Source organism: Pseudomonas yamanorum, from assembly GCF_900105735.1.
In the GTDB taxonomy this organism is placed as follows: Bacteria; Pseudomonadota; Gammaproteobacteria; order Pseudomonadales; family Pseudomonadaceae; genus Aquipseudomonas; species Aquipseudomonas yamanorum.
This window is the reverse complement of record NZ_LT629793.1, coordinates 2,086,088-2,107,788: the sequence shown is the minus strand read 5'-3', so window position 1 is coordinate 2,107,788 and position 21,701 is coordinate 2,086,088. Positions and strand designations below refer to the sequence as shown.

The window sequence follows — 21,701 nt, the reverse complement described above, 5'->3', positions numbered from 1 at the left end:
GTGTGCAGGTGGTGAGAATATCGGTCTGATCCGCCTGTGCCCATAAGCAAAGAACCCCGCCAATTGGCGGGGTTCTTTATGGAGCATCAATCGATCAGTTGGCCATCGAAGAACGTGGCTTGACCGGCTGGTTGTCGTTGGAGATGGTCACTTCAACGCGACGGTTCATGGCGCGGCCCGAAACGCTGCTGTTATCGGCAACCGGGTATTCCTTGCCATAGCCCTGGGTCACGATGCGTGAGATGTCCACACCCTGGTTAGCCAGTGCGCGCTGTACAGAAGCGGCGCGGCGCTCGGACAGGCTCTGGTTGTACGAGTCGGAACCGGTGCTGTCGGTGTAGCCTTCGACAATCACTTTACGGTCCGGGTTGTCGCGCAGGAACTGCGCCAGCTTGGTGATGTTTACCAGGCCGCTGGACTTCAGGTCGGACTTGTTGGTGGCGAACAGCACGTCACCAAAGGTCACCAGCGTACCGCGATCAGTCTGCTTGGCGTTCAAGCTGTCTTGCAGTTGCTTGATCTGCGCGTCACGGGCTTGCAGCAGGGCACGGGCACGTTCGTCGCCAGCGTTTTTCAGCTTGGCTTCGGACTCACGCAGGACGATGGTGTCCTTGGCCACTTCAACACGCTGGTTGGTCAGGTAGGCCAGCTGGTCGACCTTCTTCTGGTCTTCCTTGTCGCGGTAGGCCTTGTCGGCCTTGTCCAGCCAGTCGCTGGCGTCTTTTGTTTCCAGCGCCGCTACTTTGGTGGCTTGCGGGTTGGCTTGCAGGGCCGAGAAGTTGGTCCGAGCGTTTTCCAGGTTCTGGTTCGGCGGGGTGGAGCAAGCCGCCAGAGCAACGCTCATCGCCAGCAGGGCAGGGATCATCAATTGTTTACGCATAGTCGTGTCGTCCTTTCAATTCGGTTTCGGGTGCAATGCAATCAGAAGCAGCGGCTTATTGTTGCGGCTGGATCACAGCCGGGCGCATGCCTTCCTGACGCAGCTCCTGAACAGCTTTCTGGGAATCCTTCACAGCCTGTTCGGCCTTGGCAGCCTGGGCTTTACGCTCTGCTACGCGAGCGTCCCACTCGGATTGCTCGGCCAGGCGACGGGCCTCGTCATAGTTCTTGTCGTGCATGGCGATTTCAGCTTGCTTCAGTTTGTCCTGGGCAGACTTCATCTCCACAGCTGCGAACTCGGTACCGCCGGCGCTGACAGCGCTGTTCACCGCAGATTGGGTGACAGCGTACTGCTCGGTCGGCGGGTTGCCGGCGCAGCCAGCCAGTACGAAGCTGGTGCCGATTGCCAGCGCGGCCAATTTAAGCCCGCGCAGGTGGTTAAACGAGGTTTTGGCAGTGCTGGTCTTCATCGTCTTCAACTCCATTAGGTAACTCCTGAAAAACATCAAATCCATCTCCGGCTTGCAGTGTCTGCGGGGCCCGGCGGTAAGCTCAGGACGCCTATTCAAACGGCTGTTCCAAGTGATGGCTTACTGGCTGTGACCGGAGGCTTTTTTGAATAGTTCAGCGAAGATGGCGATTTGCCTAAAAAAATATTTGACTGATTGGTCAGCGTTTAAAAGTTGGAACTTTTGCACTGCGCAGCGGTATCCAGAGCCTCTAGGAGGCCCTGAATACAGGGGGAAGCGATTTTTGTAGCGGAGGTTGACTAGTGTTTCTGCTTGTCGGACTGAGCTGACAGATCGTGCAGATAACGCCGTGACAGCGTGAGAAACCGTGGGGTTGGGCCGACGTCTTCGTACAGCGGATCGCCTTCCTCATCGGTGGCAATCACCTGCTTGCCCTTGATGTAGGGAAAGCTCGCTTCCAGCTCTTCGAGCGCTGCGCCGATCAACTCGCCGAGCAGTTCTTCGGTATGGCGCTTGGGGTACATCTCGGATATCGCCGCCAGTCTGGCAGCGGCTTCCACGTCCAGATGGATGGCGTATTCGGTTTTGGTCAGGCGACCCTTGGCGTTTTCTTCCCAATGCTGGGCCAATTCTCGGATTTTCATGGCAACCTCAATGGAGCCCACGGTACGCGGGCGATGATGAGTGACCAGCCGGCCAGCGCGGATAACGCTGCGGCTTACTGTTGAGACTAGCTGCAACTCACAAGGTTTAAAGTTCCTTGTAAGACGTCGCCGTGGGCGGCACTCTTGAAGATCAAAGCGTCCCGGATTTTCTGCTGGAGATTGGCTGATGAGCGATATCGATGCACGTTTGCGTGAGGATGTTCACCTGCTGGGTGAGCTGTTGGGCAACACGATTCGAGAGCAGTACGGCGATGAATTCCTCGACAAGATCGAGCAGATCCGTAAAGGCGCCAAGGCCGACCGCCGTGGCGCGGCCGCGGAGCAGGTGGCCGGCGAAGAACTGAGCGCCAGCCTCAATCAACTGAAAGAAGATGAACTGCTGCCGGTGGCGCGGGCCTTCAACCAGTTTCTCAACCTGGCCAACATCGCCGAGCAGTACCAGTTGATCCACCGCCGTGATGAATCAACGCCTGCACCCTTTGAGTCGCGGGTGCTGCCGGAACTGCTGGCGCGCCTGCAGAGCGAAGGGCACAGCAGCGAATCCCTGGCGCGCCAGTTGGGTCGGTTGGAAATCGAACTGGTGCTCACTGCTCACCCCACCGAAGTCGCCCGCCGCACCCTGATCCAGAAATACGACGCCATCGCCGCACAACTGGCCCTGCAGGATCACCGCGACCTCACCACCGCCGAGCGCGAGCAAATCCGCAATCGCCTGCAACGCCTGATCGCCGAAGCCTGGCACACCGAAGAAATCCGCCGCACCCGGCCCACGCCTGTAGACGAAGCCAAGTGGGGCTTTGCGGTGATCGAGCATTCGCTGTGGTACGCCATCCCGAATTATCTGCGCAAGGCCGATCACGCCTTGCATGCCGCGACTGGCCTGCGCCTGCCCCTGGAAGCCGCGCCGATTCGCTTCGCTTCCTGGATGGGCGGCGACCGCGACGGCAACCCCAACGTCACCGCCCCGGTCACCCGCGAAGTGTTGCTGCTCGCGCGCTGGATGGCCGCTGACCTGTACTTGCGCGATATCGATCACCTGGCCTCCGAGCTGTCGATGCAACAAGCCAGCCCGGCGTTGCAGGCCAAGGTGGGTGACAGCGTTGAACCTTATCGGGCGTTGCTCAAGCAATTGCGTGAGCGTCTGCGCGCCACACGCCAATGGGCCCACACCTCGTTGACGACCACCACGCCGGCGCCTGCCGACGTGCTGCAAAACAACCGCGAGCTGCTCGAGCCGCTGGAGCTGTGCTACGAGTCGTTGCACACCTGCGGCATGGGTGTGATTGCCGACGGCCCGCTGCTGGATTGCCTGCGTCGGGCTGTGACGTTTGGCTTGTTCCTGGTGCGCCTCGACGTACGTCAGGATTCCACCCGTCACTGCGCGGCCATGACCGAAATCACTGATTACTTGGGCCTCGGCCGTTACGAGGATTGGGACGAAGAGGCGCGCATCAGTTTCCTGATGAAGGAACTGGCCAACCGTCGCCCCCTGTTGCCGGGTTACTTCAAGCCGTCGGCAGACACCGCCGAAGTGCTGAACACCTGCAAGGAAATCGCCGCCGCACCTGCTGCGTCCCTGGGTTCCTACGTCATCTCCATGGCCGGCGCCGCGTCGGATGTATTGGCCGTGCAACTGCTGCTCAAGGAGTCCGGCGTACAGCGGCCGATGCGGGTGGTGCCGTTGTTCGAGACCCTGGCTGACCTGGACAACGCAGGCCCGGTGATCGAGAAACTGCTGCTGTTGCCGGGTTATCGCGCCCGTCTGCAAGGCCCGCAGGAAGTGATGATCGGCTACTCGGATTCGGCCAAGGACGCGGGCACTACCGCCGCCGCCTGGGCGCAATACCGGGCCCAGGAACAGTTGGTGGAAATCTGCCGCGAACAACAAGTCGAACTGCTGCTGTTCCACGGTCGCGGCGGCACCGTGGGCCGTGGCGGCGGCCCGGCTCACGCGGCGATCCTGTCGCAGCCGCCGGGCTCGGTAGCGGGGCGTTTCCGCACCACCGAACAAGGCGAGATGATCCGCTTCAAGTTCGGTCTGCCGGACATTGCCGAGCAAAACCTCAACCTGTACCTGGCAGCGGTGCTGGAGGCGACCTTGCTGCCACCGCCCCCACCGGAACCGGCGTGGCGCCACTTGATGGACGAATTGGCCGCCGACGGTGTCAGCGCTTACCGCGCCGTGGTGCGGGAAAATCCGCAATTTGTCGAGTATTTCCGCCAGTCCACGCCGGAGCAGGAGTTGGGCCGCTTGCCGTTGGGCAGTCGCCCGGCCAAGCGCCGGGCCGGTGGTATCGAAAGCCTGCGGGCGATCCCGTGGATCTTCGGCTGGACCCAGACACGCCTGATGCTGCCGGCCTGGCTCGGCTGGGAAGCGGCGTTGAGCAAGGCCCTGGAGCGGGGCGAAGGCGAGTTGCTGGGGCAGATGCGCGAGCAGTGGCCGTTCTTCCGTACGCGCATCGATATGCTGGAAATGGTGTTGGCCAAGGCCGACGCCGACATCGCCCGCCTGTATGACGAGCGTCTGGTGCAGCCCGATCTGCTGCCATTGGGTGCGCACTTACGCGACCTATTGTCGCAGGCGTGCAGCGTGGTGCTTGGCCTGACTGGCCAGTCTCAACTGTTGGCCCACAGCCCCGATACCCTGGAGTTCATCCGCTTGCGCAACACCTACCTGGACCCGTTGCACCTGCTGCAGGCCGAATTACTGGCCCGATCACGGCAACAGGAAGCGGCGCAGGACAGCCCTCTGGAACAGGCGCTGCTGGTGTCTGTGGCCGGTATTGCCGCTGGTTTGCGCAACACCGGCTGACATTTATGGCGTGTTCTCAATAGCTTGCAGATACATCGCGCCGGTCGCCGTCAAAAAGGCGACCGGCGTTTTGCTGTCAGGGTTGTACCTGCCTATAAAGCCAGCGCGGCGCGGGTTTCTCCTACTTTCGGCGGCTTGTGTGGTTTGGGCCTGCTGTGTATCTTGATCAGCCTTTGGCCGTTTGTGCGGCCTGGACCCAAAATTTCCGAGATTGGCCCCATGCGGCGAATCCGAGCGTCATCTTTATAAAAAATTGAGGAGCACATCGATGCGCGTCATTCTGCTGGGAGCTCCCGGGGCCGGTAAAGGTACTCAGGCAAAGTTCATCACTGAAAAATTCGGCATTCCACAAATCTCCACCGGCGACATGCTGCGCGCGGCCGTCAAGGCCGGCACCGAGCTGGGCCTGATCGCCAAGAGCGTGATGGACAGCGGCGGCCTGGTCTCCGATGACTTGATCATCAACCTGGTCAAGGAACGCATCAGCCAGGACGACTGCAAGAACGGTTTCCTGTTCGACGGTTTCCCGCGCACCATTCCCCAGGCTGAAGCCCTGGTGAAGGCCGGCGTCGAACTGGACAACGTGGTGGAAATCGCCGTTGAAGACGAAGAGATCGTGCAGCGTATTGCCGGTCGTCGTGTTCACGAAGCCTCGGGCCGCGTCTACCACATCGTCTACAACCCGCCGAAAGTGGCGGGCAAGGATGATGTCACCGGCGAAGACCTGGTGCAGCGTAAAGACGATACCGAAGAAACCGTGCGCCATCGCCTGTCGGTCTACCATTCCCAGACCAAGCCACTGGTGGACTTCTACCAGAAACTCTCGGCCGCCCAGGGCAAGCCGAAGTACAGCCACATCGAAGGTGTGGGTTCGGTTGAAGCCATCACTGGCAAAGTACTGCAAGCGCTGAGCTGATCGTTCACCCGCTTGATTGACAACGGCCCGCTTGCGGGCCGTTGTTGTTTATACTGACGCACTTTTTTTTCAACGTGGATGCATACACCGATGAGCACCTTGCTGGCCCTGGACACCGCGACTGAAGCTTGCTCCGTTGCCCTGCTGCACGATGGCAAGGTCACAAGCCACTACGAGGTGATCCCGCGCCTGCACGCGCAGAAGCTGTTGCCGATGATCAAGCAATTGCTGCTGGACGCAGGCACCACCTTGTCGGCGGTGGACGCCATCGCATTCGGGCGTGGCCCGGGCGCGTTTACCGGTGTGCGCATCGCTATCGGTGTGGTCCAGGGCCTGGCGTTTGCGCTGGAGCGTCCAGTGTTGCCGGTGTCCAACCTGGCGGTGCTGGCGCAGCGGGCGTTTCGCGAACACGGCGCCAGCCAGGTCGCGGCGGCCATCGATGCGCGCATGGACGAAGTGTATTGGGGTTGCTACCGCGAAACCGCTGGCGAGATGCGCCTGGTGGGGGCTGAAGCCGTGCTGCCGCCTGAAACGGCGGCCTTGCCGGCTGATGCCAGCGGCGACTGGTTCGGGGCCGGCACCGGCTGGGGCTATGGCGAGCGCATTGGCGTAACGCTTGCCGGCCAGGATGCCGCAATGTTGCCCCATGCCGAAGACCTGCTGGCCTTGGCACGCTTTGCCTGGGAGCGGGGCGAGGCGATTCCCGCCGACCAGGCAGCGCCTGTGTACCTGCGGGATAAAGTGGCGCAGACCAAGGCTGAACGCGGCATTATTTGACGTCAAAAATGCGGGCAAATTCAGGCAAAAATAGCCAATCGTCAGAATTTTCCCGCGCTTTTAAACCTTTTACCAATTATGTGTTCTAGTTATCACCAGAGCATTTGCGCGCCATGGAAAGCGCCACTAAAATGCCATCACCGATACCGAGTTCGCATGTATGCGCATAGACGGCTTTTCATCACAGTCCTACCCCCTCAAGCGTAAGCCTCGCAAGGCGAACGTGACGGTAGACGACTCCGTCGAAGACTCGCCCGACTTTGTTGAAATCCAGTCCGACACCTCCGCTGTTTCAACGCGTTCCCAAGCGTCCAGCAGTGCACGCACCAGCGGTGTTCCTGCCCGCCAGCAAGATATGGTCTTCCCGCGCTCCATGAGCAAAAACGTCGCCAATGCCCTGGCCAGCTACCTGACCACCGCCGGCTTTGTCGAATGGGATATGGAAGTGCTGGGCCTCGATATCCATATCTGATGCGGCTGCCTTACTTTCTCGGTTGTCCGTCCTGGAGTGAAAACGCCTGGCGCGACTACCTGTATCCCGCCGACGCCCGTTCCAGCGATTACCTCGCCCTGTACTCCCACGTCTTCAACGCCGTTGAGGGCAACACCACGTTCTATGCCCGCCCCTCCGTCGCTACCGTGCAGCGCTGGGCTGAAATCATGCCCGAGCATTTTCGCTTCACGGCCAAGTTTCCGGGTGACATCAGCCACAGCGGCAACCTGATTGAGCAGTTGCCGGCGGCGGAAAGTTTCCTTGGCTTGATGAGCCCGTTGGGGGAGCGCATTTCGCCGTTGTGGCTGCAAATGCCGGCCAGTTTTACCCCGCAGCGCCTGGGCGAACTGGCGGGTTTCATTGACGGCGTGGAGCGACCGTTGGCAGTGGAAGTGCGCCACTCGGAGTTCTTTGCCAAAGGCGACGCCGAGCGCAGTCTCAACCGCTTGCTGCGCGACCGCGGTGTCGAGCGCATCTGCCTGGATCCGCGTGCGCTGTTCAGTTGCACGTCTACCTCCGCGGCCGTGCTGCATGCCCAATCGAAAAAGCCCAAGGTGCCGCCTCGTCCGGCGGCGCTGACGCAGTTTCCGCAAGTGCGCTTTATTGGCCATCCGGAGCTGGAAGCCAATGACCCGTTCCTGGTGCCCTGGGTTGAAAAGGTCGCCGGCTGGATCGAAGAGGGTCGCACGCCCTATGTTTTTCTCCACACCTCTGACAATCGCCTGGCGGCCCAACTGGCCCTGCGCTTTCACGAAAAGCTGATGGTGCGTTTGCCCGGCTTGCCGGCCTTGCCGCAGATTCATCGAGAACCCGAAGCGGAGCAACTGGGGTTACTCTAAGGCTCCTTTCCCCGACAGGAGTCAGTCATGGATGCCCAAACCCTTCGCGCCGAAACCTTCAAGGCCCTGCATGAGCGTGACCGTGCCTTCGTGATGCCCAATCCGTGGGATGCCGGCTCCGCAAAAATGCTCGCCAGCCTGGGTTTCGAAGCCCTGGCCACCACCAGTGCCGGCTTCGCCTTCAGCCTCGGCCGCCCGGATGCCGAAGGTGCGCTGTCGCTGGAAGACACCTTGGGCAACGCCGGGATGATCGTCCAGGCCACCTCGCTGCCCGTCGCCGCCGACCTGGAAAACGGCTTCAGCGATACGCCCCAAGGTTGTGCCGAGACCATCCTGCGCGCCGCAGCGACTGGCATTGTCGGTGGCTCCATCGAAGACGCCACCGGGATTGCCGTCGACCCGATCTATCCCTTTGACCTGTCCGTCGAGCGCGTCGAAGCCGCGGTCGCCGCTGCCCGCAGCTTGCCATTTCCTTTCACCCTGACCGCCCGCGCGGAAAACCTCCTGCATGGCCGGCTGGATTTGCCCGACACCATCCGCCGCCTCCAGGCTTACGCCGAAGCCGGTGCCGACGTGCTGTATGCACCGGCCCTGCGCAGTGCCGAGGAAGTGTTGGCCGTGGTGAAGGCGGTCGCGCCAAAGCCTGTGAATATCTTGATGTCAGGCGCCCTGAAACTCAGCGTGGCGCAGTTGAGCGAGATGGGCGTCAAACGCATCAGCGTCGGCTCGGCGATGGCCCTGGCGGCGTATGGAGAGTTCTTCAGGGCGGCCCAGGAGATTCATGAACTGGGTACGTTTAACTTTACCGAACGCTCGATGCCGTTCAGCCAGGCCAATCAACTGTTCAAGGCTTGAGGCATCGTGCGTTCCTTCAAGGTACTGGGGGTGTTGCTCGTGTTGGCGGGTGGTCTGCTGGTCGGCGTGTGGCGGGGCTGGGTGCCGCTGCCCGATGACTGGAACCCGTGGGCGCCGCTGGACGTGCGCGCAAGCCCGAACCTGCTGACCCGATTCAAACTGGGGCGCCTTCAGGATGATCCTGCGCTGTGTGACCAGGTGCTGAAAACCTCTGGGTTGCGGGTCACCCATCAGGCCGACAGCCCTGTCGATGCCGCTTGCCCGCTGCGTAATACCTTGCGGGTTCAAGGCGCTGATGTCGGCTTGAGCAGCAGCTTTCTCGCCAGTTGCCCGCTGGCCGTGGCATTCGCCCTGTTCGAGCGCCACAGCTTGCAGCCGGCGGCCCAGGCGGTATTTGGCCAGGCCGTGACGCGGGTCGATCATCTCGGCAGCTTTGCCTGTCGCAATATCTACAACCGTGCCGATGGGCGACTCAGCCAGCACGCATCGGCCAACGCCCTGGACATCGCCGGGTTTCGCCTGGCGGACGGGCGCACCATCAGCGTGCTCAAGGATTGGCCGGGTGACGGCGAAAGTGCGCGTTTCCTGCGGCAGGTACGCGACGGCGCCTGCAAGGATTTCAATGTGGTGTTGAGCCCGGATTACAACGCCGCCCACCGAAACCACTTTCATCTCGACATGGGGCGTTGGTGGGTGTGTCGCTGAGCGTCAGGCGGCCAGGCGCAGGTTGTGGATAATCAGCGGGCGAGCCCAGCGGCTGTCGAAGTCCAGGGCTTTTTGTTGCTCAACCAGCTCTTCTGCCGGGAACGGCGGCGGCGGTGGTGGCAGCAGGTCCAGTTCGAATTCGGCAATCGGCAGGTGCAATGGGCGTGGCTGAGGCGCCGGGCCAGGCTCGGGCAGCGGTTGGCCGGCGGTCAGCACAATAGGGCGCACCCAACCGCTTTCGAAGTTTTGCTGCTTTTGCTGGGCGACCAGTTCTTCCGCCGGATACGGTGGCGAGGCCGGTGGCAGCAACTCCAATTCGAATTCGGCGATGGGCAGGAACAGCGGCTCGGGTGGGGCGATCTCGGTGTCTTTCACGTCACATGCGCGCTGGGTGACGATCTGCGACAACAGGTCACTGCCTTCACTGGGTTCAACCGATGGATCTACCGGGATTGCCACGGACTTGGCGAGCGCGCCGGGCGTGTCGCCGAGCTGTTCGGCCAACGCCTGGGCGAAGAAGTCCTGCCACACATGACTGACCCCGGCCAGCGCTTGGGTATTGCGCAGGCCGAAGTGGTTGTGGGTCGGCAGTACACCGGTAAATAGCGAAGGAATGTCTGACATTTCTCTCGATCGTCGCTCAGCTCTGGCAAAATGCCTGATCCTTTTTTCTATCGGCCGCTTTTCGCCGATCCTTAATATTTTTGAGCGTAGTCACCGATGAGCGAACAACCAGCGGCCAGCCGCATTCGGGTCGAGGCCTTGGCCGAAGGTTTTCAGGCCCGCGCCCAGCACTGGGCCGAGCAGCTTGGGTTGCCTTTGCAGCTGGATGAGGCGGACTTTGCCTTGCAGGTGGGGGAGCAGGGCCTGCAGTTACAACAGCTGGGACCTGATGCGCCTGGGCCGGTGCGGGTGGATTTTGTGGAGGGTGGTGCGGCGCACCGGCGTTTGTACGGTGGTGGCAGCGGGCAGATGATTGCCAAGGCGGTGGGCGTAGCTCAGGGCGTGCGGCCGCGGGTGTTGGATGCTACGGCGGGGTTGGGCAAGGATGCTTTCGTACTGGCCAGTTTGGGGTGCGAGATGAGCCTGATCGAGCGGCAGCCGTTGATTGGGGCATTGCTGGAAGATGGTCTGGCGCGCGGGGCCGAGGATTTTGAGGTGGCGCCGATTGTGGCGCGGATGAAGTTGCTCAAGGGCAACTCCATCGAGGTGATGCGCAATTGGGAGGGGGAGCCGCCTCAGGTGATTTATCTGGATCCGATGTTTCCTCATCGGGAGAAGACTGCGTTGGTGAAGAAGGAGATGCGGTTGTTTCGGCCCTTGGTGGGGGATGATCCGGATGCTCCGGCGTTGTTGGCGGCGGCGTTGGCTTTGGCCAGTCATCGTGTGGTGGTTAAGCGGCCGCGTAAGGCGCCTTGCATTGAGGGGGTGAAGCCGAGTCATGCGTTGGATGGGAAGTCCAGTCGGTATGATATTTATCCGAAGAAGGCGCTGAAGTCATGAGGGTTGAGTACATATCCGTTATTTAGGTAACGGCCACTTATGGTTCCGCTCTTACAGCGGGTCACTTTTGGCAAACGCCCGGAATGCCGGCCCAGCCAAAAGTAACCAAAAGGTCTTTGCCCCACCACTCGGTGCCTCGCTTAGGCTCGGCATGCCCGCACTCCGGCACGGCTCCGCGGGCCGCCGCGACGGGCCATCCATGGCCCGGCGCGGCTAAATCGGCATCCCTGCCGATTTACCCGCTCCACCGTGCCTACTTGCGGCCATCGTGGTTGACGGGGCCCGCAGATCAAGATCAAAAGCAGATCAAAAGCACGCAGCCTCGCTGGCGCTCGACAGCTGCTACGGGCGGGGTGGCTCTGCTTTTCTGTGGGAGCTGGCTTGCCTGCGATGCAGACACCTCGGTGTATCAGGTACACCCAGTTGATGCTCTCGCAGGCAAGCCAGCTCCCACACTTGACCGTGCCGGCTTTGGCTTTTGATTTTGCTCTTCAACACTCAAGCCGGCCGGGAGGCCGCTGTGCTCTTGCTTTTGATTTTGATCTTAGGCGCCCCGTTAAACCACGCTGGCCGAACGCAGGCTTTGGAGCGTGGGTAACCTGGCAGGACGCCAGGTTAGCCGTCCTGGGCCAGGGATGGCCCATGACGGCGGCCCACGGTCCAAAGCCGGAGTGCGGGCACACCGAGCATTAGCGAGGTGCCGAGTGGTGGGGCAAGAGCGTTTTGCTTACTTTTGCGCTTTTCAAAAGTGAGCCGCTGTAAGAGCGGAACCCTAAGTGGCCGTTACCTAAATAACGGATATGTACTCAGTTCAAAAAGCCCGATAAGCCCGCATAAACAACCCCACAACCTCCTGCACATGCTCCTCGGCTGCCTCAGCGCTCAGTTGCCCCCCGCATCCATACAGCAAACAAAAATTCGCCGTCCCCTTGAGCAAGCAAAAAAAATGCTCCGCCGCGGTGAACGGCTTAGCAATACGCAATGCGCCACTCTGGTCGATCTTACAGAGCAGCCGCTCCATCCCCTGCAACATACGCATCGGCCCGGCTTCGAAAAAGATCTGCGACAACTTCGGATCCTGACTCCCGGAAGTCATCATCAACCGATGCAGGTTCACCGACTCCTCGCTGTTGATCAGCACATGAAACCCGCGCGCGATATTAAGCAGCACCTTCTCCACCGGCATACCTTCGGGCAGCTCGAAATACATCACCGGTAACTGCTCTTCGCACTTGGCGACCACCGCCGCCGAGAACAGCGTCTCCTTGTCGGTGAAATGGCTGTACACCGTCAGCTTCGACACCCCGGCCTCCACCGCCACCGCATCCATGCTGGTACTGGCATACCCATTACTCAAAAACAGGATCTTCGCCGCATCGAGGATCGCCTGGCGTTTTGCCATGTCCTTGGGACGCCCGGGGCTATTGGTGTTTACAGGATTGTCGGACATTTTCACTTTATTACTGGACTGGTGAGTTTGGTATTAATAACATACTGGCCAGTATAATTATTACTAGCACTATTAGCGAAAGGTCCTTCAGCATGCGCAGCTATTTCCTGCCACTCGCGTTGCCTGCCAGCTTGTTATTCCTGTTGGCTGCCTGTGGCCATGAAGAAGCCGCGCAAACCACCGTCCGCCCGGCCATGGTGGTTCAGCCAGAGCCTTCGGCGCAGGCTTCCGACAGCTATCCCGGTGAGGTGCGTGCCCGTTATGAACCCGACCTGGCCTTTCGCATTGGCGGCAAAGTCAGCCGACGACTGGTGGAAGAGGGCGAGCGCGTCAAGGCCAACCAACCTCTGGCAGAACTCGATCCCCAGGACGTACGCCTGCAACTCGAAGCTACCCGCGCCCAGGTCGCCGCCGCTGAGGCGAACCTGAGCCTGGTGCGCGCCGAGCGTGATCGCTACAAGACCCTGATGGACCGTCAGATGGTCAGCCGTTCCCAGTACGACAATTCCGAAAACCTCTACCGTTCCGGTGAAGCTCGCCTCAAGCAGATCAAGGCCGAATTCGACGTGGCCAATAACCAGGCCGGTTACGCCGTGCTGCGGGCGCCGCAAGATGGCGTGGTCGCCAAGCGTGCGGTGGAAGTCGGCCAGGTGGTGTCTGCCGGCCAGACCGTATTCACCCTCGCCACCGACGGCGAGCGGGAAGTGCTGATCAGCCTGCCGGAGCAAAGCTTCGGGCGCTTCAAGATTGGCCAGCCGGTGTCCGTGGAGTTATGGAGCCAGCCCGACCAGCGCTTCAACGGCCGCATCCGCGAACTGTCGCCCGCCGCCGATCCAAAGTCGCGAACCTTCGCTGCCCGTGTCGCGTTTACCGGCGGCAAGGTGCCTGCGGAACTGGGGCAGAGCGCTCGCGTATTCATACAGGCCGACGGCGTGATTCCTTTGGCGGTGCCACTGTCTGCCCTCAGCGCGGAGAACGGGGCGTCCTACGTCTGGGTGGTACAACCCGACAACACCCTCAAGCGCACACCGGTGCGCATCGGTGCCTTTGGCGAGAAGACCGTGCCGGTGCTGGAAGGCCTGAACCCTACCGACTGGGTGATCGCTGCCGGTGTGCATGTACTCCATGAGGGCCAGCAAGTGCGCCCGGTGGATCGCTCCAACCGAGTGGTAAGTCTGGCGGCCAAGGAGTAGTCCCCGATGGGTTTCAATCTTTCCGAATGGGCGTTGCGTAATCGCCAGATCGTACTGTTCCTGATGATCCTGCTGGCAGTGGTCGGCACCTTGTCCTACACCAAACTGGGACAAAGCGAAGACCCGCCGTTTACCTTCAAGGCCATGGTAATCAAGACCAATTGGCCGGGGGCGACCGCCCAGGAAGTGTCACGCCAGGTCACCGAGCGTATTGAAAAGAAACTGATGGAGACCGGCGACTACGAGCGCATCGTTTCCTTCTCGCGCCCCGGCGAATCCCAGGTCACCTTCATGGCCCGGGACTCGATGCATTCCGCGCAGATCCCGGACCTCTGGTACCAGGTGCGCAAGAAGATCAGCGATATTCGCCAGACCTTGCCGCCGGATATCCAGGGCCCGTTTTTCAACGATGAATTCGGCACCACTTTCGGCAATATCTACGCCCTGACCGGCGACGGCTTCGACTATGCCGTGCTCAAGGACTACGCGGACCGTATCCAGATTCAGTTGCAACGGGTGCCGGATGTCGGCAAGGTCGAACTGCTGGGTTTGCAGGACGAGAAGATCTGGATCGAGCTGTCCAACCTCAAGCTCGCCACCCTCGGCTTGCCGCTGGCTGCCGTTCAACAGGCGCTGCAAGAGCAGAACGCAGTGTCGACCGCCGGCTTCTTTGAAACCCCGAGCGAGCGTGTGCAGCTAAGGGTTTCCGGCAACTTCAAGACCGTTAAAGAGATTCGCGACTTCCCGATCCGCGTCGGTGATCGCACGTTCCGCATCGGCGACGTGGCCGAGATTTATCGCGGCTTCAACGATCCACCGGCACCGCGCATGCGTTACATGGGCGCCGATGCCATCGGCCTGGCCGTGGCCATGCGCGACGGTGGCGACATCCTGGTGCTGGGCAAGGCCCTGGAAAACGAATTCGCACGCCTGCAGAAGAACCTTCCTGCCGGCATGGAACTGCGCAAGGTGTCGGACCAGCCGGCAGCGGTAAAAACCAGTGTCGGCGAATTCGTCCAGGTACTGGCGGAGGCCCTGGCGATTGTACTGTTGGTGAGCTTCTTCTCCCTGGGGGTGCGCACCGGCATGGTGGTCGCCCTGGCGATTCCGCTGGTGTTGGCCATGACCTTCGCCACCATGTATTACCTTGGCATCGGCCTGCACAAAATCTCTCTCGGCGCATTGGTGCTAGCACTGGGCTTGCTGGTGGACGACGCGATCATCGCCGTGGAAATGATGGCGATCAAAATGGAACAGGGGTACGACCGGCTCAAGGCTGCGAGTTTCGCCTGGACCAGCACCGCCTTCCCGATGCTGACGGGCACGCTGATTACAGCGGCGGGTTTCCTGCCGATTGCCACGGCGCAATCGAGCACCGGTGAATACACCCGCTCGATCTTCCAGGTGGTGACCATCGCACTGCTGGCCTCGTGGGTCGCCGCGGTGGTGTTCGTGCCGTACCTGGGGGAAAAACTCCTGCCGGACCTGGCGAAGATTCATGCGGCCAAGCATGGCACCGACGGACCGGATCCCTACGGCACGCCGTTCTATCAGCGCGTAAGGCGCCTGGTGGAATGGTGCGTGCGTCGGCGCAAGACGGTGATCGTCTTGACCTTGCTGTTGTTTATCGGTTCGGTGGCGCTGTTTCGCTTTGTGCCTCAACAGTTCTTTCCGGCTTCCGGGCGACTGGAGCTGATGGTCGACCTGAAACTGGCGGAAGGCGCGTCCTTGAGCAACACGGCGGACCAGGTCAAACGCCTTGAAGCGTTGCTCAAGGAACATGCGGGTATTGAAAATTACGTGGCCTATGTCGGTACAGGTTCGCCACGTTTCTACCTGCCGCTGGACCAGCAACTGCCGGCCGCCAGCTTCGCCCAGTTTGTGGTATTGGCCAAAACCATCGAGGAGCGCGAAAGCCTGCGCACCTGGCTGATCGAGACCCTCAACGAACAATTCCCGGACCTGCGCTCGCGGGTCACGCGCCTTGAAAACGGCCCACCCGTTGGCTACCCCGTGCAGTTCCGGGTAACGGGCGAGCACATCGAAGAAGTCCGGGCCCTGGCGCGGAAAGTGGCGGCCAAGGTTCGCGAAAATACCTACGTGGTCAACGTGCACCTGGACTGGGAAGAACCGAGCAAGATCGTCTACCTCAACGTCGACCAGGACCGCGCCCGCGCCCTCGGCGTGAGCACTGCCAACCTGTCGAAATTCCTCCAGAGTTCCCTCACCGGTTCCAGCGTCAGCCAGTACCGCGAGGACAACGAGTTGATCGAAATCCTGCTGCGCGGCACTGTTCACGAACGTACTGAACTGTCGCTGCTGCCAAGCCTGGCGGTGCCGACCGACAACGGCAAGAGCGTTGCGCTGTCGCAGATCGCGACCCTGGAATACGGCTTTGAAGAAGGCATCATCTGGCACCGCAACCGCCTGCCGACGGTGACCATCCGCGCGGATATCTACGGCAAGGAACAACCGGCGACCCTGGTCCAGCAGATCCTGCCGACGCTGGAAGGCGTGCGCGCTGAACTGCCGGATGGATATCTGTTGGAAGTCGGCGGCACGGTCGAGGATTCCGCCCGTGGGCAGAACTCGGTCAAGGCCGGTGTGCCGCTGTTTATCGTGGTGGTGTTGACCTTGCTGATGCTGCAACTGCGCAGCTTCTCGCGCACGGCGATGGTGTTTCTCACCGCTCCGTTGGGCTTGATCGGGGTGACACTGTTTCTGCTGGTGTTCCGCCAACCCTTCGGGTTCGTGGCGATGCTGGGGACAATCGCGCTGTCGGGGATGATCATGCGCAACTCGGTGATTCTGGTGGACCAGATCGAACAGGACATCAAGGCGGGCCTGGCACCCTGGCAGGCAATTATCGAGGCGACGGTACGACGCTTCCGGCCGATTGTGCTGACCGCGCTGGCGGCCGTACTGGCGATGATCCCGCTGTCCCGCAGTGTGTTCTTCGGGCCGATGGCCGTGGCGATCATGGGCGGTTTGATTGTGGCGACGGCGTTGACGCTGTTGTTTCTGCCGGCCTTGTACGCGGCCTGGTTCAGGATCAAGAAGGACGTGGTGTAAGGCGGGCAGCCTTCATATTCCAAGGCTGGGCAGGGAACGCTTTCGGACGTTCCTTCCACTTAGGGACTACCTGATTGCAGGTATTTTGAGCTGCCGGTTCTGGCGGTCGCTGGAGCTGGTAAGTGAAGACGTCTAAATGGATTGAAGGATTGCCCTATGTGTATTTGTTCCATCATACGAATGATTGCCCGCCCTCCTAAACCGCCACAGCCCGAGTGCTCGAAGCCAAAGCCGTGCGAGACAAGGCCGCCAGAGCCCGCATGCCCGCCGAAACCCTGTTCAACGAGTTCTGACTACCACGTAGGAAAAATCAACTTCGGGCTGGTTGCGATGGGGTCGTTATCCCTCGTTCGCAGCGCATAGCAACAGAGAAAGGGATCGCCCCCCGGGCAGAGGGGCGATTCTGTTGGCTTACAAGCTGCCAAACACCTTCTTTGCCAAGCTGGTAGCCGCGGCTGCCGGGTTCTTGCGAATGGTCTCTTCCTGCTGCGCAATCATCTTGAACAGCCCGTCCAGCGCCTGTTCGGTCACGTAGCTTTCGACGTTGGCACTCTTGGCATCAATCGCGCCAAAGGTCGCCGCCTTGCCCGCCAGGGCGTTGTACTGCTGGGCAACGCCAACCTTGTCGGTGGCCGCCTTGACGATCGGCAGGAACTTGGCCCGAATCTCGTCACGGCTGCTTTTGTTCAGGTACTGGGTGGCCGAGTCCTGGCCGCCGGTGAGGATGCCCTTGGCGTCGGTCACGCTCATGTTTTTCACCGCATTTACCAGGATCGGCTGAGCCTGGGTCACGGCAGACTCTGCCGCCTTGTTCATGCTGGCTTCCAGTTGGTTGACCTGGTCACCCATGCCGAACATTTTCAGTTTGTCGGCGACCTTGCCCAACTTGCCCGGCAGGCCGATCTTCACTTCGGGGTTGTTGCTGAAACCGCCGGGCACGCCCAGTTGTTTCACGGCAATCTGCGCGCCTTGGGTCAGTGCATCCTTGAGGCCGCCGGCGGCGTCGCCCTGGGACAGGCTGCCGAGGGACAAGGCCATGGCGTTGGCACCGAGCAGCAGGCCGGCGCACAGGGCCGTTAGGCGAAGGGAGTTACGGAGCATGGACGCTTCCTTATGTTCGAATTTTTAATCAGTGTGCAACCGCATCCACGCGTACGCGCAGCGGTTGAGAGTCCTGGCCATTCAACTGCACAGAGTGTCGTTCGGTGGTGATAAACAGTAGCTTGCCATCCAGTTCGATGCGAGCGCTGACCGAGTAACTGTGGCCAGGCTTGACCTGGGCCGGGTCGTAGCTCAGGTGGAAGGGCAGCGGCACCTGGCCTTTCACCGGGCCTTTCTGCTCGGCCAGGGTCACGGCCGGGGCGTCCATCAAGGACACGTCTTGCAGGGTCACACTCAAGGTGGCGGCGGGCGGCAGGGCGATGCGTTGCAGGTAGAACACTTCGCCGTCGAGGCTGGCTTTGGGGGCGGGGCTCATGGTCTGGCAGGCTCCCAGCAGGGCGGTGAGGCCCAGGAGGATGATTTTTTTCATGGTACAGCTCCTTGTCAGCGGCGCCAGAAACACCCTGGCGCCTCGGTCACTCTAGTGTGTTTCTTCGGGGACGACGGGCTTGTCTGCCGCGTCTTCGCTGCGATGCAGGGCCACCTGGCGAATTGACAGGCGAATATCTGCCGGCAATACGCGCTTGGCCGCGCCCTCGGCCAGCTCGCCCAGCAGCGGGTGATAGCTCAGCTTGCCGGCCTCGTCGCGGCGCAGCACATCCTGCTCCAACAACGTCTGGATGAAATGTCGGAAAAGGCTCTTGTCGAAGAACTCCGGGGCATTCAGGCCATGGAGGATCGACAGGCGCTGGGCCATGACCGTGCACAGGTCTTCCAGCTCTTCGGCACTGATGCTGTTCTGGCCGCTGTTGAGCAGCAGCGAGATGGCCATGTAGAAACGTTGCAGGGTCTGGGCGATGCTCTTGGACAGCAGCGTCAGCAGTACAAAGTGCCGCGAACTCGGGGCCGGGCGCAGGTACACCTCATTCTCGAAGCGCAGCAGGCCTTGTTCGACGAAGGCCTCCAGCCACTGGTCGACCACCGCGTCCAGCTCGTCCAGGGACCAGCGGATAAACAACTCCGATTGCAGGTACGGGTAGAGCGCACGGGTGTAGCGCAGGATCTGTTCGCGGCTCATGCGCGAGCTGCTCTGGAAGAAACTCGCCAGCAGCGCGGGCAGGGCGAAGATGTGCAGCACGTTGTTGCGGTAGTAGGTCATCAGGACGGCATTTTGCTCGTCCAGATAAAGGATTTTGCCCAGGGCATCGCTCTGCTCCGACAGCAGTTTCATGTCCTTTACATGTTTGATCAGCGCCAGGCCGTCCCCTTCGGGCAAGGTGGTGTGGGGCGAGTAGGGCACCTTGCGCAGCAGCGCCAGGTACAGATCCAGCTGGCGTGCCATGGCCTGTTCGTCCAGGGCCAGGCGGGTGGTGGACAGCAGCGCCAATGCCACCAGGTTCACCGGGTTGATCGCTGCTGCTTCGTTCAGGTGTTGCGCCACCCGCTCGCCGAGGCGGTTGGTGGTTTCGTTGAGCCACGCCGGCTTGTAGTTCGGGCCCAGCTCCTGGGCGCGCCAGTCGGGCTGCTCGCTGTCGAGGAATTCCGCCAGCTTGATCGGTTCGCCGAAGTTCACCGCGACCTGGCCAAAGCGCTGCTTGAGGGCGCCGACCACTTTGAAAATATCGAAAATCGACTCTTTCTTCTTGCTCGCGCCGCGCAGTTCGCCGAGGTAAGTCCGGCCTTCCAGCACTCGCTCATAGCCGATGTACACCGGCACAAACACGATGGGCATGCGCGAGGAGCGCAGGAAGCTGCGCAGAGTGATTGCCAGCATCCCGGTCTTCGGTTGCAGCATGCGCCCGGTGCGCGAGCGTCCGCCTTCGACGAAGTACTCCACCGGGAAACCCTTGGTGAACAGGGTGTGCAGGTATTCGTTGAACACCGAGGTGTACAGCGGGTTGCCCTTGAAAGTACGGCGCATGAAAAACGCCCCGCCACGGCGCAACAGGCTGCCGATCACCGGCATGTTCAGGTTGATCCCGGCGGCGATGTGCGGCGGGGTCAAGCCATTCTTGAACAGGAGGTAGGAGAGCAGCAGGTAGTCGATATGGCTGCGATGGCACGGCACATAGATCACCTCGTAACCCTGTGCGACCTTTTGCACGCCCTCGATGTTGTTGACTTTGATGCCGTCGTAGATCTTGTTCCAGAACCAGCTCAGCACCACTTCCAGGAAGCGGATGGCGGTGTAGGTGTAGTCCGAGGCGATCTCGTTGCCGTAACGCAGGGCCTGGGCCTTGGCTTTTTCGGGGGTGATTTTCTCGCGTTCGGCCTCGTCGAGGATCGCTTGGCGCACCAGTGGCATGTTGACCAGGCCTTTCACCAGGTTGCGCCGGTGGGACAGGTCGGGACCGATCACCGCGGTTTTCAGGTTGCGAAAGTGCACCCGCAGGATGCGTTGGGCCATGCGCACGGTGCGTTCGTGGCCTTTATTGTGTTCGATCAATTCACGCAGGTTGATGGGCGCGGAGAATTGCACCCGGGTCTTGCGGCCCAGGATCAGGATGCTCAGCAACCGGCGCAGGCGGCCGGTGACGGCCCAGCTGTCAGCGAACAGCAGTTTCCACGGGCTGGACTCGCTGTCGGGCGACTGGCCCCAGAACACGCTGACTGGAATGATCTGTGCATTCTCTTCGGCGTGTTCGGTGAGTACGTCCACCAGGCGGGTCAGGGTGGGCGGTGCGCCACGCTTGTCTTGGCGGCCGAGCCAGTCGGGGTCGGGCGTCAGGTAGAAGAAGGCCGCCGGTTCCATCAACGGGCCGACCGATACCGGCAGCACCGGGCGCGGCAGGCCGGCCTTGGTACATTCGGTATCAACCACCGCCAATTCGGTGAGGGACGGGGATTGCAGGACGTAAAACACCGGACGACTGCGGTCGAGGTTGAGGGTAAGGGACGACTGGTTGATCGTCTCTGAGCGAACCCAGAGGTACAACAGCCGACGCAAGGTGCCAAATACCAGACGGCGAAAGGGAGAGCGGGTCATACGGCTTCTGCTTTGAGTGGGAAAAACCGAGCGGTTGCTCGGTGCGCTAGTGTGCAGTATTAGCCGAAAATCGGCAAAAAAGCGGCGAAGTAATCTTGAGTTGAAGCTTTTTGAGCCTGTCTTATACTCGGCAGTTCAACTGCGACGACTCAACAATAAACGTACTTATAAAAAGCATGTGGGAGCAAAACAGATGGCAACGCGCGAAACCGGCAATGTGAAGTGGTTCAATGACGCCAAGGGTTACGGCTTTATACAGCGGGAAGATGGCAAGGATGTGTTTGTGCACTACCGCGCCATTCGCGGTGAAGGGCATCGCTCATTGTCTGAAGGCCAGCAGGTGGAGTACGCCGTGGTGACGGGCGAGAAGGGCTTGCAGGCTGAGGATGTGGTTGGGCTGTAAGCCGATAAGCACGACGCACCTTTAAATGTGGGAACCCGGTCAAATGTGGGAGCCGGGCTTGCCCGCGATGGCATCGCCGCGGTTTGGCTGAATGACCGAGGTGGGCCCATCGCAGGCAAGCCAGCTCCCACATTTGATTGGGTTTGCACATTGAGGCCTTGTTAGCCTGACCTTATGCTGTTTTCCAGGTGATCTGCTCTTCACCGTCTTCGCTGATACGAATCCAGGTATCTGCGCTTTCTTCACCTTCTTCCTCAACCCAGCTGCCCGGTGCGCAACGCACTTCGACGTTCAGCGCGGCAAAGGCCGCACGAGCGCAGGCGATGTCGTCTTCCCACGGGGTCTGGTCGCTTTCCAGGTACAGGCTGTTCCATTTGCCTACGGCTTTCGGCAGCCAGGTGACCGGCACGCTGCCGGCTGTGCACTTGTAGGTCTGGCCACGCTGGACCCAATCGGTGCACGGGCCCAGGGCGGCGCCCAGCCAGGCGGCGATGGCCTTGTGGTCGACGTCGGCGTCCTTGAGGTAAATCTCGATATCAGGTTGGCGCATGGATGTTCCTCATTGCGGGATTTTGAAAATCC

At 60.9% G+C, this 21,701-nt stretch carries 20 protein-coding genes; 11 read left to right on the top strand and 9 right to left on the bottom strand.

The window, feature by feature from the left end:
* Nucleotides 1-94: 94 nt before the first annotated feature.
* The 3 genes from BLU46_RS10180 to BLU46_RS10170 form a co-directional block, all read right to left on the bottom strand.
* The gene (locus BLU46_RS10180) at nucleotides 95-880 is read right to left on the bottom strand and encodes an OmpA family protein (protein ID WP_063032938.1); all 786 of its coding nucleotides are present in this window, start codon (nucleotides 878-880) and stop codon (nucleotides 95-97) included.
* 55 nt (nucleotides 881-935) lie between these two features.
* Entirely contained in the window at nucleotides 936-1,364 is a 429-nt protein-coding gene (locus tag BLU46_RS10175; protein WP_003219226.1) for a DUF4398 domain-containing protein, read from the bottom strand.
* 284 nt (nucleotides 1,365-1,648) lie between these two features.
* Complete coding sequence (locus tag BLU46_RS10170) at nucleotides 1,649-1,993, bottom strand: hypothetical protein (RefSeq protein ID WP_010176787.1); 345 nt, start codon at nucleotides 1,991-1,993, stop codon at nucleotides 1,649-1,651.
* A gap of 187 nt (nucleotides 1,994-2,180) precedes the next feature.
* On the opposite strand from BLU46_RS10170, the gene ppc reads away from it, so the two are divergent.
* The 7 genes from ppc (at nucleotide 2,181) to BLU46_RS10135 (ending at nucleotide 9,411) form a co-directional block, all read left to right on the top strand.
* Nucleotides 2,181-4,826: a phosphoenolpyruvate carboxylase gene (ppc, locus tag BLU46_RS10165; protein WP_093201200.1), complete on the top strand. Its 2,646-nt coding sequence runs from the start codon at nucleotides 2,181-2,183 to the stop codon at nucleotides 4,824-4,826.
* Between the two features lie 268 nt (nucleotides 4,827-5,094).
* Complete coding sequence (gene adk, locus BLU46_RS10160; RefSeq protein WP_017479444.1) at nucleotides 5,095-5,742, top strand: adenylate kinase; 648 nt, start codon at nucleotides 5,095-5,097, stop codon at nucleotides 5,740-5,742.
* 90 nt (nucleotides 5,743-5,832) lie between these two features.
* Complete coding sequence (gene tsaB / locus BLU46_RS10155) at nucleotides 5,833-6,519, top strand: tRNA (adenosine(37)-N6)-threonylcarbamoyltransferase complex dimerization subunit type 1 TsaB (protein ID WP_063032936.1); 687 nt, start codon at nucleotides 5,833-5,835, stop codon at nucleotides 6,517-6,519.
* Between the two features lie 160 nt (nucleotides 6,520-6,679).
* Nucleotides 6,680-6,991: a hypothetical protein gene (locus BLU46_RS10150; protein WP_063032935.1), complete on the top strand. Its 312-nt coding sequence runs from the start codon at nucleotides 6,680-6,682 to the stop codon at nucleotides 6,989-6,991.
* Entirely contained in the window at nucleotides 6,991-7,851 is an 861-nt protein-coding gene (locus BLU46_RS10145) for a DUF72 domain-containing protein (protein ID WP_093201196.1), read from the top strand. The genes BLU46_RS10150 and BLU46_RS10145 overlap by 1 nt, the downstream gene beginning before the upstream one ends.
* Nucleotides 7,852-7,878: 27 nt before the next feature.
* Nucleotides 7,879-8,706: an isocitrate lyase/PEP mutase family protein gene (locus BLU46_RS10140; RefSeq protein WP_093201192.1), complete on the top strand. Its 828-nt coding sequence runs from the start codon at nucleotides 7,879-7,881 to the stop codon at nucleotides 8,704-8,706.
* Nucleotides 8,707-8,712: 6 nt separating this feature from the next.
* Nucleotides 8,713-9,411: an extensin-like domain-containing protein gene (locus tag BLU46_RS10135; protein WP_063032934.1), complete on the top strand. Its 699-nt coding sequence runs from the start codon at nucleotides 8,713-8,715 to the stop codon at nucleotides 9,409-9,411.
* Nucleotides 9,412-9,414: 3 nt separating this feature from the next.
* Here BLU46_RS10135 and BLU46_RS10130 read toward each other — a convergent pair whose 3' ends face one another.
* Nucleotides 9,415-10,035 carry an energy transducer TonB gene (locus tag BLU46_RS10130; protein ID WP_093201188.1) on the bottom strand — a complete coding sequence of 207 codons (621 nt, stop codon included), beginning with the start codon at nucleotides 10,033-10,035 and terminating at the stop codon, nucleotides 9,415-9,417.
* A gap of 96 nt (nucleotides 10,036-10,131) precedes the next feature.
* Between BLU46_RS10130 and BLU46_RS10125 the strand changes: the two genes are divergently transcribed.
* Entirely contained in the window at nucleotides 10,132-10,914 is a 783-nt protein-coding gene (locus tag BLU46_RS10125) for a class I SAM-dependent methyltransferase (RefSeq protein ID WP_093201184.1), read from the top strand.
* 811 nt (nucleotides 10,915-11,725) lie between these two features.
* Here BLU46_RS10125 and BLU46_RS10110 read toward each other — a convergent pair.
* Nucleotides 11,726-12,364, bottom strand: a complete 639-nt coding sequence (locus BLU46_RS10110; RefSeq protein WP_093201173.1) for a TetR/AcrR family transcriptional regulator — start codon at nucleotides 12,362-12,364, stop codon at nucleotides 11,726-11,728.
* Nucleotides 12,365-12,456: 92 nt separating this feature from the next.
* Here BLU46_RS10110 and BLU46_RS10105 point away from each other — a divergent pair, with 92 nt between their 5' ends.
* Both BLU46_RS10105 and BLU46_RS10100 read left to right on the top strand, forming a co-directional pair.
* Entirely contained in the window at nucleotides 12,457-13,557 is a 1,101-nt protein-coding gene (locus BLU46_RS10105) for an efflux RND transporter periplasmic adaptor subunit (protein ID WP_063032931.1), read from the top strand.
* 6 nt (nucleotides 13,558-13,563) lie between these two features.
* Nucleotides 13,564-16,629: an efflux RND transporter permease subunit gene (locus tag BLU46_RS10100; protein WP_093201169.1), complete on the top strand. Its 3,066-nt coding sequence runs from the start codon at nucleotides 13,564-13,566 to the stop codon at nucleotides 16,627-16,629.
* 411 nt (nucleotides 16,630-17,040) lie between these two features.
* On the opposite strand, the gene BLU46_RS10095 is transcribed toward BLU46_RS10100, so the two are convergent.
* Genes BLU46_RS10095 through plsB form a run of 3 tightly spaced genes read right to left on the bottom strand, consistent with a single transcriptional unit; the run spans nucleotide 17,041 to nucleotide 20,716 of the window.
* Nucleotides 17,041-17,730: a DUF4197 domain-containing protein gene (locus BLU46_RS10095; RefSeq protein ID WP_093201165.1), complete on the bottom strand. Its 690-nt coding sequence runs from the start codon at nucleotides 17,728-17,730 to the stop codon at nucleotides 17,041-17,043.
* 28 nt (nucleotides 17,731-17,758) lie between these two features.
* Entirely contained in the window at nucleotides 17,759-18,160 is a 402-nt protein-coding gene (locus BLU46_RS10090; protein WP_093201161.1) for a YbaY family lipoprotein, read from the bottom strand.
* Between the two features lie 51 nt (nucleotides 18,161-18,211).
* Entirely contained in the window at nucleotides 18,212-20,716 is a 2,505-nt protein-coding gene (gene plsB / locus BLU46_RS10085) for a glycerol-3-phosphate 1-O-acyltransferase PlsB (protein WP_063032927.1), read from the bottom strand.
* 193 nt (nucleotides 20,717-20,909) lie between these two features.
* On the opposite strand from plsB, the gene BLU46_RS10080 reads away from it, so the two are divergent.
* Nucleotides 20,910-21,119 (top strand): cold-shock protein, encoded by a 210-nt coding sequence (locus BLU46_RS10080; RefSeq protein WP_017479430.1) that lies wholly within the window; start codon nucleotides 20,910-20,912, stop codon nucleotides 21,117-21,119.
* A gap of 172 nt (nucleotides 21,120-21,291) precedes the next feature.
* Here BLU46_RS10080 and BLU46_RS10075 read toward each other — a convergent pair whose 3' ends face one another.
* Nucleotides 21,292-21,669, bottom strand: a complete 378-nt coding sequence (locus BLU46_RS10075) for a hypothetical protein (protein ID WP_010176770.1) — start codon at nucleotides 21,667-21,669, stop codon at nucleotides 21,292-21,294.
* Between the last annotated feature and the right edge of the window lie 32 nt (nucleotides 21,670-21,701).

Bases quoted from the DNA above. Each gene is read 5' to 3' on its own strand.
- BLU46_RS10180 (WP_063032938.1), bottom strand. From the start codon at position 880: ATGCGTAAACAATTGATGATCCCTGCCCTGCTGGCGATGAGCGTTGCT.
- BLU46_RS10175 (WP_003219226.1), bottom strand. From the start codon at position 1,364: ATGGAGTTGAAGACGATGAAGACCAGCACTGCCAAAACCTCGTTTAAC.
- BLU46_RS10170 (WP_010176787.1), bottom strand. From the start codon at position 1,993: ATGAAAATCCGAGAATTGGCCCAGCATTGGGAAGAAAACGCCAAGGGT.
- ppc (WP_093201200.1), top strand. From the start codon at position 2,181: ATGAGCGATATCGATGCACGTTTGCGTGAGGATGTTCACCTGCTGGGT.
- adk (WP_017479444.1), top strand. From the start codon at position 5,095: ATGCGCGTCATTCTGCTGGGAGCTCCCGGGGCCGGTAAAGGTACTCAG.
- tsaB (WP_063032936.1), top strand. From the start codon at position 5,833: ATGAGCACCTTGCTGGCCCTGGACACCGCGACTGAAGCTTGCTCCGTT.
- BLU46_RS10150 (WP_063032935.1), top strand. From the start codon at position 6,680: ATGCGCATAGACGGCTTTTCATCACAGTCCTACCCCCTCAAGCGTAAG.
- BLU46_RS10145 (WP_093201196.1), top strand. From the start codon at position 6,991: ATGCGGCTGCCTTACTTTCTCGGTTGTCCGTCCTGGAGTGAAAACGCC.
- BLU46_RS10140 (WP_093201192.1), top strand. From the start codon at position 7,879: ATGGATGCCCAAACCCTTCGCGCCGAAACCTTCAAGGCCCTGCATGAG.
- BLU46_RS10130 (WP_093201188.1), bottom strand. From the start codon at position 10,035: ATGTCAGACATTCCTTCGCTATTTACCGGTGTACTGCCGACCCACAAC.
- BLU46_RS10125 (WP_093201184.1), top strand. From the start codon at position 10,132: ATGAGCGAACAACCAGCGGCCAGCCGCATTCGGGTCGAGGCCTTGGCC.
- BLU46_RS10110 (WP_093201173.1), bottom strand. From the start codon at position 12,364: ATGTCCGACAATCCTGTAAACACCAATAGCCCCGGGCGTCCCAAGGAC.
- BLU46_RS10105 (WP_063032931.1), top strand. From the start codon at position 12,457: ATGCGCAGCTATTTCCTGCCACTCGCGTTGCCTGCCAGCTTGTTATTC.
- BLU46_RS10100 (WP_093201169.1), top strand. From the start codon at position 13,564: ATGGGTTTCAATCTTTCCGAATGGGCGTTGCGTAATCGCCAGATCGTA.
- BLU46_RS10095 (WP_093201165.1), bottom strand. From the start codon at position 17,730: ATGCTCCGTAACTCCCTTCGCCTAACGGCCCTGTGCGCCGGCCTGCTG.
- BLU46_RS10090 (WP_093201161.1), bottom strand. From the start codon at position 18,160: ATGAAAAAAATCATCCTCCTGGGCCTCACCGCCCTGCTGGGAGCCTGC.
- plsB (WP_063032927.1), bottom strand. From the start codon at position 20,716: ATGACCCGCTCTCCCTTTCGCCGTCTGGTATTTGGCACCTTGCGTCGG.
- BLU46_RS10080 (WP_017479430.1), top strand. From the start codon at position 20,910: ATGGCAACGCGCGAAACCGGCAATGTGAAGTGGTTCAATGACGCCAAG.
- BLU46_RS10075 (WP_010176770.1), bottom strand. From the start codon at position 21,669: ATGCGCCAACCTGATATCGAGATTTACCTCAAGGACGCCGACGTCGAC.